Origin of the sequence: Bacillus sp. ISO11, assembly GCF_003458115.1 — a bacterium.
Taxonomy (GTDB): Bacteria; Bacillota; Bacilli; order Bacillales; family Bacillaceae_G; genus Bacillus_A; species Bacillus_A cereus.
This window is the reverse complement of record NZ_QXCO01000010.1, coordinates 64,917-84,191: the sequence shown is the minus strand read 5'-3', so window position 1 is coordinate 84,191 and position 19,275 is coordinate 64,917. Positions and strand designations below refer to the sequence as shown.

Below are 19,275 nucleotides of genomic sequence, written 5' to 3'. Positions count from 1 at the left end.
TGCAAAAATATATTAATTTTTACTGATTTACTTTTTTAATACTCTTTTCTTCCTCTATATGTTCCTCACGATATGAAATATTATGAGGATCTAGTCCATTTCCTAAAGAACCATAGAAATGCTCTCTATGCGGATCCACTAATTCACTTCCTTGATAATACACACGTGGTGTATTCCATAGCGCTGCCAAAGCTTTTGTCATCGGCATCTCATGATAGCGTTCCGGCCACATTTCTTTAATCTTCTCTTTTACTAACGGATAGTATTTAGAACTCATAGCAGGAAACAGATGATGTTCTGTATGATATGAGAAATTGAAATGTAAAACGTCTACCCAGCGCGGCACTGTTACTGACAAACAGTTTGCTAACGGATCATTTACTGGAACAATTGGATTTAAGCGGTGATTTGTTGCAATATATGCCATTACAATAAAGTTAGCAATTAACAACGGAATGACATATGCAAATAACCATTTTCCAGGTCCCATAATAAACAATAAACTAATCCAAACTGTCCAAGGCAAAAGAAGTTGAAGCCATACAGATTTTTGATTGGATGACTTGAACTCTTTTATAAAATGAAAGAACATTCGAGTCGAATGCAATGTAAATTGAATTGTTAGTGACAGAAAACTAAAGAATGAACGTACATGTAAAGGCATACGATATACCCAACTCAAAAACTTACTCTTCTTAAGTTTCTCAAGTGTCGGCCATGCATCCGGATCATTCTCTTCATGCTGTGTATGAACATGATGCGTTGCATTATGCCACTTTCTCCAAAGCTTTGGCCCTGTTGATAATGGCATAAATGCAATCGCGCCTAAGAAGTCACGAAGCCATGCCTTTCTTACAACAGTTCCATGTAAAATTTCATGCCCTAAAAATCCAAGTGAAGCAAAACATAATCCAAGAACAATCGCAATTCCTAGATTCGCCCACACATTCAATTCAAATACACCAATCGATATTAACCCCGCCAATGCCACAAGCAAATAAGCCAGTCCACCAAATAAACGAGTAGGCACTGGTTTAAATGCTTTTTTCGGCAAATGTGGTGATACACGTGCTGCATACCACCCAAACGTATGAAGCTCCTTCATCCTTTTGCTCCTTTCTTATGCCGCGCCTTGCGCAACTTACATATATCAATTCTTGCTTCCAGATTGATTTTACTAGATGATCCAAAAAGCATCTATTATAAGGAAAATATACTCACTCTATCGTCACTTATTTTTCGCTTTTATTATCAATGAAAAACATTTCTCTTTTTACTCTCTATCAACCTTTCCACATGATGAATCATAACAATAGAATTTCTATATTGTCAACACCTTTTATGACCTAGTAATAAAAGGTGGTTATATTTTTATAATCATACTTTATTTCACTAAAGAAAATGTATAGATTCCATAAGGATTTACCCACTATATATAGACATTTTCTTAAACGCCATAGACTCTATCTCATTCAATAACTCCCTATGTAATCAACAAACAGAATCACTTGAATTTAGTTTTATATAAATCCTACCACTTCATAATGCCCCATCTAATTAATTATATTAAAATAATTTATAACCTCTTTTAATAAAAATAGACTACTTCTAAAACAACACACATGAATTTCATATATTATGGAAATATTAAAAGGAAAATTGTTCTAAAATCAGGAGGTTTCCGCAATGACAAGTGATACATTTCCACAACTGCCGCTATCTTATTGGATTGAATCTACTCAGTTTCCTACTTTCCCTCGTTTATCCGAAAATATAAAGACAAAAGTTGCTATTATCGGTGCTGGTATTACAGGTATTACTACTGCCTATTTACTTGCAAAAGAAGGCATCGATGTTGTTTTAATTGATTCTGGTCGTATTTTAAACGGAACGACTGGGCATACAACAGCGAAAGTAACAGCACAACATGATCTTATTTATGATGAATTAATAAACCATTTCGGTGTAGAAAAGGCCGGGCTTTACTATGAATCAAATAATCAGGCTCTACAATTCATAAATGAAACTGTTCAAACATATAAAATCGACTGTAATTTCTCAAATGAAGATTCATATTTATATACAACTACCGATAACGGATTAAGAAATTTATCGAAAGAATATGAAGCTTATCAAAAATTAAATATACCTTGTGACTATGTTCAATCTCTATCGATTCCTATTCCAGTACAATCTGCGCTTATAATGAAAAATCAAGCACAATTCCATCCCCTTCTTTATTTAAAAACACTTTTAGAAAAGTTTGTGGAGATGGGCGGAAAGCTCTACGAACAAACAACAGCTATGGATGTGGAAAAGGGAGATCATCCACAAATAATTACAAAAGAGGGCCATCATATCACTTGTGAATATGTCGTCTCTTGTTCACATTTTCCTTTTTATGATGCAAATAGCTTTTTCTTTACGCGAATGTACGCAGAACGCTCCTACGCTCTTGCAATAAAAGCAAAAATGGATTATCCAGGTGGCATGTATTTAAGTATTGATGATCCAAAGCGCTCCTTACGCTATATAACAAACAATGGAGAAAAATTAATTTTGATTGGCGGAGAGAGTCATAAAACAGGACAAGGAATAAATACGATGCTTCATTATGAAGCACTCTATTCTTTTGCTGAAGCAACTTTTGGAATAGACGAGGTTCCTTATAGATGGTCAGCACAAGATTTAATCACTCTAGATAAGCTTCCTTATATCGGACATATTAACGAAAGAAATCCAAATATCTTTGTTGCAACTGGATATCGCAAATGGGGCATGACAACTGGAACTGCTGCCGCTCACCTACTGAAGGACTCCATCCTAAAAGTCCACAGTCCCTATAAAGAACTGTATGCACCATCACGCTTCCATGCAAATCCAGATATAAAAACGTTCCTCTCCCAGAACATTGATGTTGCGAAACATTTAATTGAAGGAAAGATTGAAACCGCATTACGTAAGCCAGAAGATCTCGAAGTTGGTGAAGGATCTGTCGTACATGTTAACGGTAAACGAGCAGGTGCTTATAAGGACAAAGAAGGAAAATTACATATCGTCGATACAACTTGTACACATCTCGGCTGTGAAGTTGAATGGAATAATGGTGATTGTACTTGGGATTGTCCTTGCCATGGTTCTCGTTTTTCAATTGAGGGAGACGTTCTTGAAGGCCCAGCAGATCAACCGTTAAAACGCGTTGATAATGAGTAAACAAATAAAGAAGTTCAACAGAATTACGGTTGAACTTCTTTATTTGTTATAAAACCTGTTCAGATAAATTTCGACACAGGAAGGAAAATATTAACATTAAATAAAATAATATATTCATCTACAAATTAAAAGGGGTGAATATTATGCAACCTTCAGCTCCACCTCATCTAGAATCTACAGAAACTATCTTTTCAAGCTCTATTACAAAACTTGTTGTTTTTATTTGTTGGCTAGCCATTTTAGCTGATGGATATGATTTAGGTATTTACGGTGCCGTTCTACCAAAGCTCCTAGAAGACAAAAGCTGGGCGCTATCACCAGCGCACGCTGGTACAATTGCAAGCTATGCTTTATTTGGGATGTTTATTGGGGCTATTCTAGTTGGAACGATTACAGATCTAATTGGGCGTAAATGGACGCTTATATGCTGTTTAGCACTTTTTTCTATCACAATGGGTTTAGCGGCTATCGCTTCTTCTCCTGAGTTATTTGGATTATCTCGATTTATAGGAGGAATCGGATTAGGCGGTGTTATCCCAACGGCTTCAGCACTTACTGTTGAATATTCACCAAAAAAAAGGCAATCTTTTATTTATGCTCTTATGTTTACTGGCTATCCTTTAGGTATCGTATTAGGTGCTATTTTGTCTATGTTTATGTTAGAAGATTTCGGATGGAGAATTATGTTTGGTATCGGAATGATTCCACTACTCCTCATTCCTTTCATTATTCGCTATTTACCTGAGTCCATTCAATTTTTATTATCACGTAATCGCCAAGAAGAAGTGAACCAAATTCTTAATCGTTTTCAAATTGAATTTCATGTAAAAAATAAAACTCATCAAGCTCCATCTACTATACGAAAGAAAAATGGATTTTTTACTTTATTCTCAAAAGAATACATAAAAGCAACACTACTTTTTTGGATCACTTATATAATGGGAATGTTTTTAATATACGGTTTAAGTACTTGGTTACCACAGATGATGCGCCAGGCGGGATATCCTCTTGGATCTAGTCTGTCTTTTCTACTTATGCTAAATATTACCGCAGCTGTTGGTGCGTTATTCGCTGGAGCAATTGCTGATCGTATAGGCGCAAAAATTGTTATTAGCATCTCTTATCTTATGGCAGCCATATGTATCGGACTATTAACAATTAAGCCATCTGTTACAATCATTTATCTTTTAATTGGCCTTGCTGGTATTGGATCGGTCGGTATTACTCAAATATTAAATGCATATGTAACACAATACTTCCCATCACATATCCGAGCTACCTCCTTAGGCTGGGGACTGGGACTTGGCCGAGTTGGTGCAATTGCTGGCCCTATTCTCATCGGTATTATTATGACAATGCAATATGACTTAGCATGGAATTTTTACTTATTCTCCTTTGCAGGTCTTATCGCAGCTATATCTGTTTTCTTCATTCCTACAAAATAAAAAGAGCACAAACTTACTTGTGCTCTTTTTCATATGCTCCAAACAGCATGTCTCGAAATAGTGTATTTAAAATTTCAATATCGATCCCTGATCCCTTTTCAATTCCTTTTACATATTGCCCATAGTAATGAATTTGTTCTTCTAAAAATTGATTTAGCACCTTAATTTTCAATCCAACATCTAATTCAGTACCTGCTTTTTTCTTTATTAACAACTTTTCAATCTCATCTAACACACTACGTTCTAATGGTAATTCTGTAATCAATCGATCAAATTCTACAGGTGGTAAAGTTGCTTTCTCTTCTAGCCACTTACAAGCTAAAATAGGACGTAATACATAAAAGTACTTTTTCAGCTTTACATTCTCACCTTGCAAAAATTCACGATAATTTTTCGACGCCATATGTAAATAATGATATATCGTTGCTTTTGGATCAAAATTCTTCTCACTCATCTGTTGAAGTAGTTCTGGAAAATTAGAGTTTTTCGAATAAAAAATTGGTGATCGAATCCACTCAAGTAAAGCTGGGTTCGACTTCGCGAATAGTTGCAACGCCTTTTTAATATCCCAACCACTTATATCTAAATCATCACTAATTGGATATTCAATTACATCACGTTTGTCATGAATTGATAAATACCATTCTACCGGATGTATATAAACAAACCTAACATCATAATCGCTATCTTTCGATGGAAATCCCCAAGCACGACTCCCTGATTCCACCGCAAATAAAATTTTTACATCATTCTCTTTTTCAATTCTTTCTAACTCCAACTCGATTTTCTCTCTCATTTCATAACATCTCCATTTTTTGATTATTTCCTTGGAAATTCGACAATACACTATTAATTTTACTACATACTAAAAAAACTGTCAGAAATTACTGACAGCCTAATAAAACTTCTATTGTTGCTTTTCGATTACAGTAGCAGCAATTCGTTCAAACTCTTTTTGAATCTCCTCTTTATATGCATCTACTATTGAAAAATCCATAGCAGCAATATAAATTCGTTCTAATTTATCACGAACCGATTTTGCTTTCGCTAAGAAAGACATTGCCTCATTCATTTTTGCTTTATACTGAATGGAAACATCACGAATTTCCTTCGCATATTTCTCATCCGTCCCTGGCGTAACAATAAGGGCATACATATCAATAATTTCATCACCTTCGCGACTTGGAAAATATTCATGCGGTGCGGTGCTATCAAAAATTGCAAAGCCTAATTCTCTTACGATAACCATATCAAGACTATTCGGGTCAAATCCGCAATGATATACTTCAACTTCAAATCCTTTTTCTTCAGCTGCCTCAGCTAACTTTTTGAGCATCGTTGATTTTCCAGAGCCTGGGCGGCCTTTTATAAAATAACGATGTGGTAACCCTTCTGTTAAATTAGGAACAAAGTCAACTGCTCCTTTCGGTGTTGCAGCTCCTAAAAAACGATGTTTGACAAGCGATTGTCTCCCGCTTTTATCTGCAAATAATTTCTGGATTAGCTGATCGGTTAGTTCATTTGCTTTATTAAAATCTATATTATCAATATATATCTTCTCCCACTCATCATGTATAACCAATGCCTCTTTAAAACGTGCGTAAGCAGACTGAAAAGCTTTGCTTGCTTCTGAAACAAATCTTTCAATTTCTAACTTCTGCTTTCTTAGTTTATCTGAGTCCCAAGCAATTCCTAAATTTATATACTCTTCAACAACTCCTGGCATTTTTGGCTCAATAACATGCGGTGATGTCCCATCAACAATTCCTACTTTTAATTGTGGGATAATTACACCATCAACCGATTTATTGTCAGAAGAACAATGTAAAAATTCAATATCATATCCTTTTCCAACCCATTCACGACCTATTGCCTTTATTAAAGAAGATTTTCCCGTTCCTGGACCACCCTTTAAGATAAATAATCTGTCTAATCCTTTTAAATTCTCTTCGTATAAATTGTGAAATCCCCTAGCTGTATTACCACCAGCATAATAATTCAATACATTTCCTGTCACTGCACTCACTCCTTCGCAGCATTCTATTTACATAAGCTACAATATGCGAGCGGCTTTATTTGGGTGAATACCTATTTTGTATTGCACACAAAAAGGAAATGAATTACAATTTAACTATCAGAAAATTAAGATTTTGAAACTGAATACTTCTTTATCAAGAGAGGCAGAGGGACTGGCCCTTTGAAGCCCAGCAACCTCAGTTTATACGAACTGAATAGGTGCTAATTCCTGCAAAATGCATTGCATTTTGGAAGATAAAACTCAACTAGCATGTAAAGCTCATCTTTCTTGATACTGAAGGATGAGCTTTTTATTATTTGAAAAACATATATTGGAGGTATGTAAAATGAAAGTAATTGATTTATCACAAACATTTGAAAATAATATGTCTCAATTTCCTGGAACACCTAAAATACAACTAGAAGCTGTTACAAGTGTTGAAGAATCAGGCTATCAAGTTACAGATTTTCATTCTGTCGTTCATGTTGGCACGCATTGTGATGCTCCTGCGCATTTTATTTCAGGCGCAACGACCATCGATCAATTACCGCTGGATCAATTTGTAGGTGAAGCTGTTCTTATTGATGTAACTCATGTACAAGAACGAAAACTACCTAAAGAAGTACTGCACGATGCTGATATAAAAGAAGGAGATATTGTTATTTTCCATTCCAATCTATCTACTAAATGGAACACGGAGGCGTATGAGAAAGAAGCTTTTTATCTTTCTGAAGAATTAGCCGAGGAACTAGTACAATTAAAAGTAAAATCTGTCGGTTTAGATTTTATTTCTCCTGATGAGGTAACGACAGAAACATCACCAATTCATCACATACTACTTGGGAATAATATTTATTTAATCGAAAACTTAACAAACTTAGATGCCATTCACACGAAACGTTTCTTCTTCTCAGCAGCACCTTTAAAAATTAAAGATAGCGACGGTGCTTTTGCAAGAGCATTTGCTGTAATTTTTTAAACAAACTATACAAAAAAGCAAAGATCATCATTGACCTTTGCTTCTATTTTTTTTATTTAAATTAAGAAAGAATTGCTCAACATGAGGACGTAACCAAGCTAAATAATCCTTCTCTTTCTTCTTTGTACAAGCTATTTCTTCCCCATCTACCATTTCAACAAGTTCTAGTTCTAACAGTTGCTTCGTGAATGCTAACATATTCACTTCTTCGGATGGATACTCTTCTTTTAATTTCTCCTCAATTTCCCCCAATAAAAAACCGTCACGCATCATTGCCAATGCATCAATCCAAAGTGGCGGCATTTCATATTTTTCTCCTGTAATTGTGTCTTTTACAGTATAATTCTTTTGCTCTTTTCGAAATTGAATCGTGTGTAAACATACAGTCGAATTTAATGTTAATTCCATCATACCACCTCTTTCATAATATCTGCATAGAAAAAAGGATGCGCGTGCACCCCTTCTTATCTTTTCATAACACTACTGAACCGTTACATGAGCAATCAATCTCATGTCGATATTTTCCTCCATTATAAACGAAGTATTTTATAAAAAAAACCCTTCTTGAAACATTTTATAAAATGTTTATATTTACACAACAAGAACACTTTTCTGAAAAATCTTTTCTCAAATACATTAAACGGTCGGCAGAAAAATTTCTACTTTCGTTCCTACTCCTAGACTACTTTGGATCGTGATACTCCCTTGATGTTCCTTAATAATTTTATATGTAATCATTAATCCAAGTCCTGTACCATTCTCCTTTGTTGTGTAAAACGCCTTACCGATTTTTTCTAACTTCTCATTCTCTATACCACATCCTTGGTCTTCAACAGAAATACACAAATGTCCTTGCGTTTTTTGATATGCACAGATATGAATTTCTCCACCCTCTGGCATTGATTCTATTCCATTTTTAATGATATTTAATAACACTTGTTTTAATTGCTTATCATCACCGTTTATAGCCGGTAAATTTCCATCTACTTGTAAATTACATTTAACTCTATATTGCGTTGCATAACTTTCCATTAGATGCACAACATATAGAAGGGTGTCTCGTATATTACACCTTTCATAATTTGTTGGCTTTGGTTTCCCTAACAACATCAATTCACTAACAAATCCATTAACCCTTTCAATTTCTTGTAGCATAATGTCGTAGCTCATCGTATCAGTTGGATTTCTTTCTTTTTGCATTTGCGTAAACCCTTTTAACGCTGTTAGTGGATTTCGAATTTCATGGGCAATTGTTGTAGACATAGTCCCAATCACAGCTAAATTTTCCGTCTCTTTCATATTGTTCATCATTTCAACCACTGTTCTTACATAAGATTGAAATCGTTTTAATAAAGAATGTGAAATAATGAAATAAAATACACATAAAACAAGTGGAATTATCACTTTTAAATCTTGTAATAGCAATGTGAAAAATACGTACTTTCCAATTACACTAAAGGAAACTAAATAAAAGTATTTTCTATTCACGAAAACTGGGGCAAATAAAATTAACAACATTTCTACCATACTACCATGTTCAAAAGGTCTATCCGTTCGCAAATAAATCATTAAATTATTAACAAGATTGATAAACATGTATCCAAATAAAAATAAATATTTTACAGAATATACATACCCTCTTTTTTGAAGATATATAGAAATAGGAAATAATGCTATTACAAATATAGGCACACCTATCCCAAGACTACCTTCTGGCCACCCTACCGCTGTTCCACTAATATTCATAGCAGGATATACAAAATAATATATAGCGTCATATAAAAAGAATATAATATAAAATAATAATATAAATACCTTTAAGGCTCTTCTTTCTTCATAAATCAAGCTCTTGTATTTGTTCATATAAAAACTCCCCTTGATCGATACAAAAAACTTTCATTGTTATCTCCTTAAAGTATAAGTATGAAATTGCTTTCAGGGCAATATTTAACCTTATAATACTAAAAGGAAGGAGATCTCTCCTTCCTTTTAGTAACAACTTATATCCACCTTACCCTATCATGTAACAATCCATCAGTAAAATTATTATGCCCTATTACAAAATCCTTCATATATAAATTTAAATACTCACCGTACTTACTTTCTGTATTTAATAACAACTCCTCGACGTAATAAGCACCTTGTTCAAATTGATCTAAAAGTAAACTAGACAAGCCCGCATAAATTCCGCACCCTACCTGAAAATACGTTGCATTCGTTTTATATTTACGAAAAACTTGGCTACTATTCATTACATTATACATATATGTCTCACTATTTTCATAAACGAGTAACACACCGACCAAGTCCTCTCCAGCAACCTCTTCTTCCGCTGGATTAAACACTTTACGATTCCAGTTCCATAAATCTTCTACTTGATCTAAGTTCTGTCTAATTATATTTGTTGTATACTCATTAATTCGGTAAAGAAAACCAAATTCCATATTGAAGTTTTTCCCTAAAATTAATACTTCCTCATGTGGCATTAAACAACCATAGAATTCTTTTTCTCCTAACTTCACTTTATACTCTGAAGCATATACATCTTCATAAAAGTAAAGAGGCCGATGATGACTCATATACATCGGATAACTCCAGATTGCTTCATCTAAAAATCGCTCTACTGCCCATGAAGCATAAAGTGTATGTGGCTTTATAAGTGCTGTATCATGCAAAAACGACGTGTCATGTTCTACAATATAACATGCTCTTGGCCTTTCATTTGGTCGTTCCTTCATAAGCTCAACAACCATCCATTGAACAACACCTGGATTCATACCTGAACCTATAATCGCTTTTGTATTTGTAAATTTCTCTTTCTCCTTCTCAAACCTTGTATATCTTTCCGTAAGCTGAAAGCCGATTAAGCTGTCGTCCTGATCTACTGCTTCATTTTCCAAGGCTGAATTAATATAACAAATTCCTAATTCATTACAGCAGCTTAATACTCTAACTGTATCTGCCCCTGAAACATCAATCACAACACTCGTACTTTTTTCTTTTAAATGTTGTTTAAATTCCACTACATTTTGAAGGTTTATCTCATATAAATATAATTGATCTTTCAAATTCGAAAACAACTCATCGTAATAATTCCTATCTTTTTGTTTTATATCCACCAAATGAAATTTAGCATTCTTTAATACTTCATAAATTGGATCTTTTTCATTTGCTATCGCTTGATTTAAAATTGCTAAAACTGCTTTTGCTGCTCCACCAGCACTACCAAGCAATGTAATTGATAACGAATTCGGAAACTGCTCCACAAACAAAACCCCTTTAATAAATTAGTTGAGCAGCTCCTCCTCAAAAAATAAATTGAATACATAAAAAGATAGCTCGTACACAATTTTTATAAGTTAGTGCAAAGTTACCTTTTAAAAAATCACACTATACTATGTTTATATTCAATTCATTTTTCCCCTCATCTTCAAATTAAACTAAAACAAATAGGCTCGACCTTTTCTTCTGCATATAAAAGAAAAAGTCAGCCCTTCCAACTAATCTACGGACAATGGACGGATTTTACATGTTGAATATTCACATACATTTTTGCATCACGTGCTTTTGATATTTCAATATGACCTTCATCAATTTTCGCCATTTTTCCAATTTTATTGGACTCCTCACCTAAATCAAACACCATAATTTTCCCAGTCATTTTAATAAGCTGTTCTTCAAATGTTCTAGCTAATGTAATATTTAACGGATTTACGGGGAGTTCATTTTTATTGAGGGCATACGGTACTTGGTTTTCTTTATACGGAATTAACCATTTTAAATGCTTTAAAGATATATATACCGTTTTATAAACCGGACTATAAAAAACAATATAGTCGTTCATCACACTTGTAACATAACCATGTATTGGAGCATTTCCTGCTACATAAACTTCTGTAAAAATCCCTTTAGAAGTACTTAATACTTTTCTCAAAGAAATTGAAGGGGATTCCCTCTTAATTACAGAATCAACATCTGGTTTTAGTATGTCTTCGTCATGTGCTCTTAAAAATTTATAGTATTGTACATGATATAAAGATATATATACATAGTCTTGTCCATTGTAAAGAACAATAATGTCATTTCCTACGTCTATTAATATACCTTTAAACCTTTTTTCACCGATTAATTTAACATATATATTTTCCCCAATACTTTTGTTTAACTCATTCATCTATATCCTCCTTCCTATGAATTTCAGCTTTACTATCTTCCATTTCAAAAAAATAATCAGGGCAATGTTCTGTCTTAATAGTAAGTAATTCCTTTTCATACTATCGAAATAAGAAATTGTTCTTCTCTTTCCCTCATAATGCCCCTCTTATTTATTAAACATTATTCATCTTCATTCTTTTTACATTTCACTACTTGACTCACACTCTTAATATGATAATTAATGATATAAATAACTTCATCACCGTTTACTAGCGTAATACATTCTTCATGCACTTCACTTAATAAGCCTTCTACACACTCTGGGCCGCCACGATTAATCTTTACCCACTTATACTTCAAGTCACGTAATACATCGACAAAAGTATCATCATCAGAGCAGAAACATGAAACATAGCCATCGCCACATTTACTTTCTTTCACTTTCTTAACTAGACTTTTCACATGTTTCAATTGGTAATATACTAATTCACCAAGAGGAAGTTGTAATGTAAGGTAATCTCTTCCTAACGATACAAGTACCCCCACTCGACTCTCTGGTCCACGAAGATTTACTTTTACAGTCTCACCGACTAAGCCTTTAATTTGTTCACAGCATAATATACTTTCCAAATTTATATCCTCCTTTCTTATTATCTTCCTCTTCTTGACTGTCTTTGTGCGCGAGCTCGACCTGAATTATTACTTTCACTTTCGCTTTCACTTTCGCTTTCTTCGCTCTCTCTACAAGGTACTGTTACACTCTTAATATGAGATACTGCAACTAATATAACTTCTTCTTTTACAATTAGTGTCACAAATTCACAAGAAACATCTTGTAAAATACCTTCAACTTTCTCTGGGCCACCACGATTAATTTTCACCCAGCAATATTTGAAGCTTTGAAGTAACTTTTCAAAGTCATCTTCACATTCACATTCCAACCATCTGCAATCATCTGCTTTACAATCTTTCGCATTTTTTGTAATACTTTTCAGATGACGAATCTGATAGTAATAGAGCTCTCCTTTTTCATTCTTTAATACAAAGTAATCCGAACATACAGCGACTATTGTCCCTTTTTGAGATTCTGGACCACCCCTGTTTACTCTCACAAAAGATCCAATTAAGTCTTTCAGAAAATCACAATGAAATAAACTCACGAGAAAACCCCTTCCATTAATTTATAAGCTTTTGCACTGATAGTATATGTATCTGTACAGGTTACGTTCTCTATGTTTGTCCTAGCTAGAAAAAAATATGCTTTTAACATGGTAGACTACTACCTATCAAAATTTGAAGAAAGGCTAAGAACTCCTTATGTTTTTGATATCTTCAAACAAAAAATCCCTTATGAATATACATTTCTGCATATCTTCATAAGGGATTTTCCATAGTTTAATCTTCGTCTTTAACATCCATATCTTCTGGAATTGGTTCGTTCAATATTTCTTCCACTAATTGCTTATATTTCTCCATTTGTTCTAAATGTGTATTAAATTGTTCTTTATTTACTAAATATTGCTCTCCATCGAATAGCGCACGAATTTTCTTTTGCTGAATTAACTCTTCAATATACGATTTTGGTAAATTCAAATACTCCGCAGTCTCTTCTACTGTTATATACAATGCGTTCATTCCTTTATTATTTTTTCATCTATACTGTATCTTACTTTACTTTATTTTTGTAAACAAATAAAAAAGATTTTGTAAATGCAGTTCAAAAAGCAGGTAGATGCATTCCATATATTGTATAGTATTATATAGTAAGAATTTTTTAAATATAGAATGGTATTACCCATTTACACAAAGGAGAGTTAACATATGGCTACTCGTCACATCATTACAATGTTAGAAAAAACACTACAAGTTGAAACAGAAAACACAATTTCTCATTTAAATGTATCTTTATCTGATCGTTTTCTTTCTCAAAGCACAGCAATACATGAAAACAATTGTTATCATACAATTGGTGAATGGTACAAAAATCATTTCTTATTCCAACAAGATGATTTCCTTTGGGCTAAATATGCCTTCTATGACGCATATTGTGAAGCCATCAAAAAACAAGGTCATCTTACAAAACGTGTTCGCCAAATATTAGAATCATTAGCTCGAATGCATGGAAAACAGTATATTGCTTCTATACTAAATATGCCATTTCCTAATGAACGCGCTAAAGGGACAGCGTAATTTAGCCATGTTCTGCGTAAGCAAAACATAGCTAAATTATTTTCTAGGATGCTTTACCAATAAAATGTTCATATCATATGAACTGATGAAACCGGTGTCATTATAATGATAGAAAATATAGTAAACAGGAAACCCCCCACGTACATCTCTCATCCATTGGAATAGAGAAATACGTGGGGGTATACTTGTTCCTTATTATTTCATCATCTGCTTAATCAGTTCGCGATTTCTCTTCTTAAATACTTCATTATGAGAAGAAACCATTCCATACTCACTTGCATCTGGTTGGATAAATTGTTTTGCTTTATTCACAGCATTTCCAGCATCTTGGAATGCACCTGCAATTAAGTGTAGTTTCCCTTCGTGCTTTAAAATATCTCCAGCAGCATATAATCCATCTACTGAAGACTCACTATTTGCATTACCTGCAATATAATAATTATCTATAATTGCAACGTCTAACTCACTATTTTCTAATAATGTAATGTCGCGTTCATATCCATGATTAATAATAACTTCATCAATAGGTAAATGAGAAACCTCACCTGTTTCATGATTTGTTAATTCTACATATTCGATCGCTTCATGATTATCACCAGCAATTAATTTTGTAATCGATGTATTAAAGAAACACTCCGCTGAGCTGTTCATAAGTTGTTTTACTTGTGCTTCATGACCAGATAATTCTTCTTTTCTATAGGTTACATACACTTTTTTCGCAATTGGTTCTAATTCATTTGCCCAATCAACAGCAGAATTGCCTCCACCGGAAATAATAACTGTTTTACCTTTAAAACGCTTTAAAGATTTAACTGTATAATTTAAATTTGATACTTCAAATCGCTCAGCACCCTCAATAGATAACTTTTGCGGTTTCAATATACCACTTCCTGTTGCGACGATAACTGTTTTTGAAAAGTGTTCTTCCCCAGTACTTGTTTTTAATGTAAAAGTACCATCTTGATTACGAATAATTGATTCCACTTTTGTATCTAATACAACTTCTGGCTTAAATGTTAACCCTTGCTGTACAAGTTGTTCAATTAACTTATCACCTGTAACTGGTAATAGTCCTCCTACATCCCAAATCATTTTTTCCGGATACACATGTATTTTTCCACCTAAATGTGGTTGAAATTCTATTATTTTCGTTTTCATTTCTCTGAGTCCACTATAAAAAGCTGAATAAAGCCCTGCAGGTCCTCCGCCTATCACGGTTACATCAAACAATTCTTCTCGATTCATTCGTGCTCACTCCTCAGCTACTAATCACTGATTATCATTCTCAATAAAATATAACCTGTTTCCGCAAAATTTACAATCAAAATTACTATTGACAATACACCTATATAAAATTATATTATTTAAAGAATCAATAGTGATAATCATTATCATTTTGTTAATAATTAGCAAATTTGAGATTACATCTTCTTTCATTAATATGGTTATTACTATATTATAAAATCTCATATTCAAGATTTTTAATAAATTATTTTGCATTACCACTACTATTTCAAAAATATTACAGTTAAATAAATTATTGTATACACATATCATCTATGTTAAAGGAGAAAGACGATGAAAAAGTTATTTATTTCACTAACAGTCCTTTTCGTTCTTGTTATGAGCGCTTGTAGCAATAGCTCTACAGACAAAAAGGACGATGCAAAAGGTAGCAAATCAGAAACAATTACATACCAATCTGAAAATGGTAAAGTAGAAGTTCCTGCAAATCCAAAACGCGTTGTTGTATTATCATCATTCGCTGGTAACGTAATGTCATTAGGTGTAAATCTTGTTGGGGTAGATTCATGGTCTAAACAAAACCCACGTTTTGATAGCAAACTTAAAGATGTTGCTGAAGTATCAGATGAAAATGTTGAAAAAATCGCTGAACTAAATCCAGATTTAATCATCGGTTTATCAAATATTAAAAATGTCGATAAGTTAAAGAAAATCGCGCCTACTGTAACATACACTTACGGAAAAGTTGATTACTTAACACAGCATTTAGAAATCGGTAAGTTATTAAACAAAGAAAAAGAAGCAAAAACTTGGGTTGATGACTTCAAGAAACGTGCACAAGAAGCTGGTAAAGAAATTAAAGCAAAAATCGGTGAAGATGCAACAGTTTCTGTTGTAGAAAACTTCAACAAACAGCTTTATGTATACGGCGAAAACTGGGGCCGCGGAACAGAAATTCTGTACCAAGAAATGAAATTAAAAATGCCTGAAAAAGTAAAAGAAAAAGCATTAAAAGAAGGTTACTACGCATTATCTACTGAGGTATTACCTGAGTTTGCTGGTGATTACTTAATCGTAAGTAAAAATAAAGATACTGATAACTCATTCCAAGAGACAGAATCATATAAAAACATCCCAGCAGTAAAAAATAATCGCGTATACGAAGCAAACATGATGGAATTCTATTTCAACGATCCACTTACACTAGATTTCCAACTAGACTTCTTCAAGAAGAGCTTTCTTGGTAAATAATACAAACATGAGGAATTCTTAAATTAAGAATTCCTCTTCCTTTATTCTATGAACAGAAAAGATGTGAAACGAATGACAAAAGATCACGACAATCCACGTTCTATAGCTTTTACATACAAACTAATTTTGAGCATAATTGCATTTTTTCTTATTTTTATGGTGGCAATGGTATTAGGGGCTGCCGATACTTCAATAAAAGATGTATGGTTAGCGCTCACTTCCTCTGCTAAAGGGGACAAAATATCTATTATTCGAGAAATTCGTTTACCACGTGAAGTAGCTGCAATTTTTGTAGGAGCTGGACTTGCTGTTTCTGGAGCAATTATGCAAGGATTAACACGAAATCCGCTTGCAGATCCTGGATTACTAGGGCTATCTGGTGGAGCAAATGCTGCACTTGCACTGACACTTGCTTTCAACCCTTCCATCAGCTATCTTTACTTAACATTAGCTTGCTTTATCGGTGCTGCAATCGGTGCGATTATGGTATTTGGAATTGGTATGGTGAAAAAAGGCGGGCTGTCCCCTCTTCGAATTGTATTAGCCGGTGCTGCCGTTTCAGCATTTCTACTCGCAATTTCAGAAGGAGTCGGCATTTACTTCAAAATTTCACAAGAGGTATCACTTTGGACTGCTGGGGGCGTAATTGGAACAACTTGGGGCCAATTAAAAATTATTATTCCAGTCATTTCAATTAGTATCTTTATCGCTATCTTACTAGCAAAAAAATTGACAGTTCTTAGTTTCAGTGAAGAAGTTGCTATTGGACTAGGTCAAAAAATTATTGTTATTAAAACCATTCTATTTATCATTATTATCTTACTTGCTGGTGCGTCTGTAGCTCTTGTCGGAAATATGGCATTTATCGGCTTAATGGTACCTCATATGGTACGTCCAATTGTCGGGCCAGACTACCGATTTGTTATACCAATGTCAGCAATTGCTGGAGCTTCCTTTATGCTACTTGCAGATACAATCGGACGTACTATTAACGCTCCATACGAAACACCAGTTGCCGCAATTGTCGCGATTGTAGGGTTACCATTCTTCCTATTCATTGTACGTAAAGGAGGAAAAACATTCTCATGATGCAATCTATTTTAAGAAAACAGCGTCTCATTATACTCACTTTACTTATAGTAATTATCACAACCATTGTAGTTGGAATGGGACTTGGTTCAGCATCTTTATCTTATGATCGACTACTCCCAACATTAATGGGGCAAGGGACTTTTAAAGAGGAGTTTGTTTTATACTCTTTAAGGCTACCTAGAATTGTCATTACATTATTAGCTGGTATGGCTCTCGCTTTATCAGGAGCTATTCTTCAAGGAATTACTCGAAATGATTTAGCTGAACCTGGTATTCTTGGTATTAACTCTGGGGCCGGTGTTGCTGTTGCTATTTTCTTTTTATACTTTCCAATAGATGTAGGTTCATTTCTTTACTTACTACCTGTTGTTGGATTTATCGGCGCATTTCTGACAGCTGTTCTAATTTACGTATTTTCTTATAGTAAATCAACTGGACTTCAGCCAATCCGATTAACATTAACCGGTATCGGTTTTGCATTTGCACTATCTGGAACGATGATTGTCCTTATTTCATCCGCGGATCGTATGAAAGTAGACTTTATTTCAAAATGGATTGCCGGAAATATTTGGGGAGATGACTGGATATTCGTTTTAGCAATGCTCCCATGGTTAATCGTATTAATTCCGTTCGTTTTCTATAAAGCAAATCGATTAAACATTTTAGCATTAAACGAGCCAGTCGCAATCGGCGTTGGAATTGAAATTGAAAAAGAACGCAGATACTTATTAGTCGCAGCCGTTGCGCTTGCAGCTGCAGCTGTTTCCGTAACAGGAGGAATTAGCTTTATCGGATTAATGGCTCCTCATATCGCGAAATCTTTAGTAGGTCCAAGACATCAAATCTTCATGCCTATCGCCCTTTTAATCGGCGGATGGCTATTATTATTAGCAGATACAATTGGAAGAAATATCGTTGATCCTAATGGCATTCCAGCAGGTATTGTCGTTGCTTTAATTGGGGCTCCTTACTTTATGTATTTGTTGCTTAAAAAAGCTTAAAAGACACCCTCAAGATCTTTTCTTGAGGGTGTCTTTGTTTCATTCTACTGCTGCCCATATCCTTCAAACTTCTTCGCCAAATTCTCCATCTCATCTTCTGGCAATAGCTTTGGTTCCCCAATGCTTTTCGTTTGATAATAAATTTGAGCACAAAACTCAATCTCTTCTGCAACAGTAAATGCCATTTTTATATTATTTGCACCTGCAATTAAACCGTGGTTCGCAAGTAAAACAGCACGGCGATCAATCATGCCTTCAAAAGCAGCCTCTGCTAATTGCTTCGTACCAAATGTTTCATACGGTGCACAGCGCACATTCGGTCCTGCGAAAGCAATTAAATATGACACAGCCGGAAGCTCCCATCCTAATGACGCAATCGTCTTCGCGTAAGGAGAATGTGTATGCACAAGCGCATTTATATCTTCACGCTTCCTATAGTAAATAAGGTGCATATCTAATTCACTTGATGGTTTTCTCTCTCCTTCTACTACTTCACCATCTAAGTTTAATATAACCACATCTTCAGGCTTTGTTTCATAATACTCTAAACCACTTGGGCTAATCGCAACAAGACCTTGTTCACGATTAAAGATACTAATATTACCGCCCGTTCCCTTTGTTAAACCACTAGAAATCATTTTCTTTCCATACGCTACAATTTCTTCTCTTTCTTTTTGTAATAACATA

19 protein-coding genes and 1 riboswitch are annotated in these 19,275 nt (G+C 34.2%); of the genes, 7 read left to right on the top strand and 12 right to left on the bottom strand.

Annotated elements, in window-relative coordinates:
• Positions 1 to 19 precede the first annotated feature (19 nt).
• On the bottom strand, positions 20 to 1,105 hold the full coding sequence (gene desB / locus D1166_RS13235) for a Delta(10) desaturase DesB (protein WP_000661226.1): 1,086 nt from the start codon (positions 1,103 to 1,105) through the stop codon (positions 20 to 22).
• Between the two features lie 581 nt (positions 1,106 to 1,686).
• On the opposite strand from desB, the gene D1166_RS13230 reads away from it, so the two are divergent.
• Both D1166_RS13230 and D1166_RS13225 read left to right on the top strand, forming a co-directional pair.
• Positions 1,687 to 3,213, top strand: coding sequence for an FAD-dependent oxidoreductase (locus tag D1166_RS13230; protein ID WP_000199976.1), 1,527 nt, complete (start codon positions 1,687 to 1,689; stop codon positions 3,211 to 3,213).
• Between the two features lie 143 nt (positions 3,214 to 3,356).
• The gene (locus tag D1166_RS13225) at positions 3,357 to 4,658 is read left to right on the top strand and encodes an MFS transporter (protein WP_118043333.1); all 1,302 of its coding nucleotides are present in this window, start codon (positions 3,357 to 3,359) and stop codon (positions 4,656 to 4,658) included.
• Positions 4,659 to 4,671: 13 nt separating this feature from the next.
• On the opposite strand, the gene D1166_RS13220 is transcribed toward D1166_RS13225, so the two are convergent.
• A complete protein-coding gene (locus D1166_RS13220; protein ID WP_001208233.1) occupies positions 4,672 to 5,454 on the bottom strand; it encodes a nucleotidyltransferase domain-containing protein in 783 nt (260 codons plus the stop codon).
• 111 nt (positions 5,455 to 5,565) lie between these two features.
• Positions 5,566 to 6,675, bottom strand: a complete 1,110-nt coding sequence (locus tag D1166_RS13215) for a PRK06851 family protein (protein ID WP_000147484.1) — start codon at positions 6,673 to 6,675, stop codon at positions 5,566 to 5,568.
• Between the two features lie 148 nt (positions 6,676 to 6,823).
• A riboswitch (SAM riboswitch) is annotated at positions 6,824 to 6,936 on the top strand.
• Positions 6,937 to 7,021: 85 nt separating this feature from the next.
• On the opposite strand from D1166_RS13215, the gene D1166_RS13210 reads away from it, so the two are divergent.
• Complete coding sequence (locus D1166_RS13210; RefSeq protein WP_000862983.1) at positions 7,022 to 7,654, top strand: cyclase family protein; 633 nt, start codon at positions 7,022 to 7,024, stop codon at positions 7,652 to 7,654.
• A 27-nt stretch (positions 7,655 to 7,681) separates the two neighbouring features.
• On the opposite strand, the gene D1166_RS13205 is transcribed toward D1166_RS13210, so the two are convergent.
• The 7 genes from D1166_RS13205 to D1166_RS13175 all read right to left on the bottom strand — a co-directional run bounded on the left by D1166_RS13205 (position 7,682) and on the right by D1166_RS13175 (position 13,444).
• Positions 7,682 to 8,062, bottom strand: a complete 381-nt coding sequence (locus D1166_RS13205; protein ID WP_000424119.1) for a hypothetical protein — start codon at positions 8,060 to 8,062, stop codon at positions 7,682 to 7,684.
• A 228-nt stretch (positions 8,063 to 8,290) separates the two neighbouring features.
• Positions 8,291 to 9,517 carry an ATP-binding protein gene (locus D1166_RS13200; protein WP_001046105.1) on the bottom strand — a complete coding sequence of 409 codons (1,227 nt, stop codon included), beginning with the start codon at positions 9,515 to 9,517 and terminating at the stop codon, positions 8,291 to 8,293.
• 137 nt (positions 9,518 to 9,654) lie between these two features.
• Positions 9,655 to 10,920 carry an S-adenosylmethionine decarboxylase related protein gene (locus D1166_RS13195; RefSeq protein WP_097861530.1) on the bottom strand — a complete coding sequence of 422 codons (1,266 nt, stop codon included), beginning with the start codon at positions 10,918 to 10,920 and terminating at the stop codon, positions 9,655 to 9,657.
• Between the two features lie 239 nt (positions 10,921 to 11,159).
• Positions 11,160 to 11,828 carry an LSm family protein gene (locus tag D1166_RS13190; protein ID WP_001004266.1) on the bottom strand — a complete coding sequence of 223 codons (669 nt, stop codon included), beginning with the start codon at positions 11,826 to 11,828 and terminating at the stop codon, positions 11,160 to 11,162.
• A 161-nt stretch (positions 11,829 to 11,989) separates the two neighbouring features.
• Positions 11,990 to 12,439, bottom strand: a complete 450-nt coding sequence (locus D1166_RS13185; protein WP_000443836.1) for a hypothetical protein — start codon at positions 12,437 to 12,439, stop codon at positions 11,990 to 11,992.
• 20 nt (positions 12,440 to 12,459) lie between these two features.
• On the bottom strand, positions 12,460 to 12,969 hold the full coding sequence (locus D1166_RS13180) for a hypothetical protein (protein ID WP_000051534.1): 510 nt from the start codon (positions 12,967 to 12,969) through the stop codon (positions 12,460 to 12,462).
• A 235-nt stretch (positions 12,970 to 13,204) separates the two neighbouring features.
• Complete coding sequence (locus D1166_RS13175) at positions 13,205 to 13,444, bottom strand: helix-turn-helix domain-containing protein (protein WP_001998970.1); 240 nt, start codon at positions 13,442 to 13,444, stop codon at positions 13,205 to 13,207.
• Positions 13,445 to 13,630: 186 nt separating this feature from the next.
• Here D1166_RS13175 and D1166_RS13170 point away from each other — a divergent pair, with 186 nt between their 5' ends.
• Complete coding sequence (locus tag D1166_RS13170) at positions 13,631 to 13,999, top strand: hypothetical protein (protein ID WP_000235475.1); 369 nt, start codon at positions 13,631 to 13,633, stop codon at positions 13,997 to 13,999.
• A 195-nt stretch (positions 14,000 to 14,194) separates the two neighbouring features.
• On the opposite strand, the gene D1166_RS13160 is transcribed toward D1166_RS13170, so the two are convergent.
• On the bottom strand, positions 14,195 to 15,244 hold the full coding sequence (locus tag D1166_RS13160; RefSeq protein ID WP_001078268.1) for an NAD(P)/FAD-dependent oxidoreductase: 1,050 nt from the start codon (positions 15,242 to 15,244) through the stop codon (positions 14,195 to 14,197).
• A gap of 333 nt (positions 15,245 to 15,577) precedes the next feature.
• On the opposite strand from D1166_RS13160, the gene D1166_RS13150 reads away from it, so the two are divergent.
• The 3 genes from D1166_RS13150 to D1166_RS13140 are packed head-to-tail and all read left to right on the top strand — an operon-like array spanning position 15,578 to position 18,588.
• The gene (locus D1166_RS13150; protein WP_000732594.1) at positions 15,578 to 16,495 is read left to right on the top strand and encodes an iron-hydroxamate ABC transporter substrate-binding protein; all 918 of its coding nucleotides are present in this window, start codon (positions 15,578 to 15,580) and stop codon (positions 16,493 to 16,495) included.
• Between the two features lie 48 nt (positions 16,496 to 16,543).
• Entirely contained in the window at positions 16,544 to 17,584 is a 1,041-nt protein-coding gene (locus D1166_RS13145; RefSeq protein ID WP_001986097.1) for a FecCD family ABC transporter permease, read from the top strand.
• Positions 17,581 to 18,588 carry a FecCD family ABC transporter permease gene (locus D1166_RS13140; protein WP_000983759.1) on the top strand — a complete coding sequence of 336 codons (1,008 nt, stop codon included), beginning with the start codon at positions 17,581 to 17,583 and terminating at the stop codon, positions 18,586 to 18,588. The genes D1166_RS13145 and D1166_RS13140 overlap by 4 nt, the downstream gene beginning before the upstream one ends.
• 44 nt (positions 18,589 to 18,632) lie before the next feature.
• On the opposite strand, the gene D1166_RS13135 is transcribed toward D1166_RS13140, so the two are convergent.
• Positions 18,633 to 19,274, bottom strand: a complete 642-nt coding sequence (locus D1166_RS13135; RefSeq protein ID WP_000926557.1) for an L-fuculose-phosphate aldolase — start codon at positions 19,272 to 19,274, stop codon at positions 18,633 to 18,635.
• Between the last annotated feature and the right edge of the window lies 1 nt (position 19,275).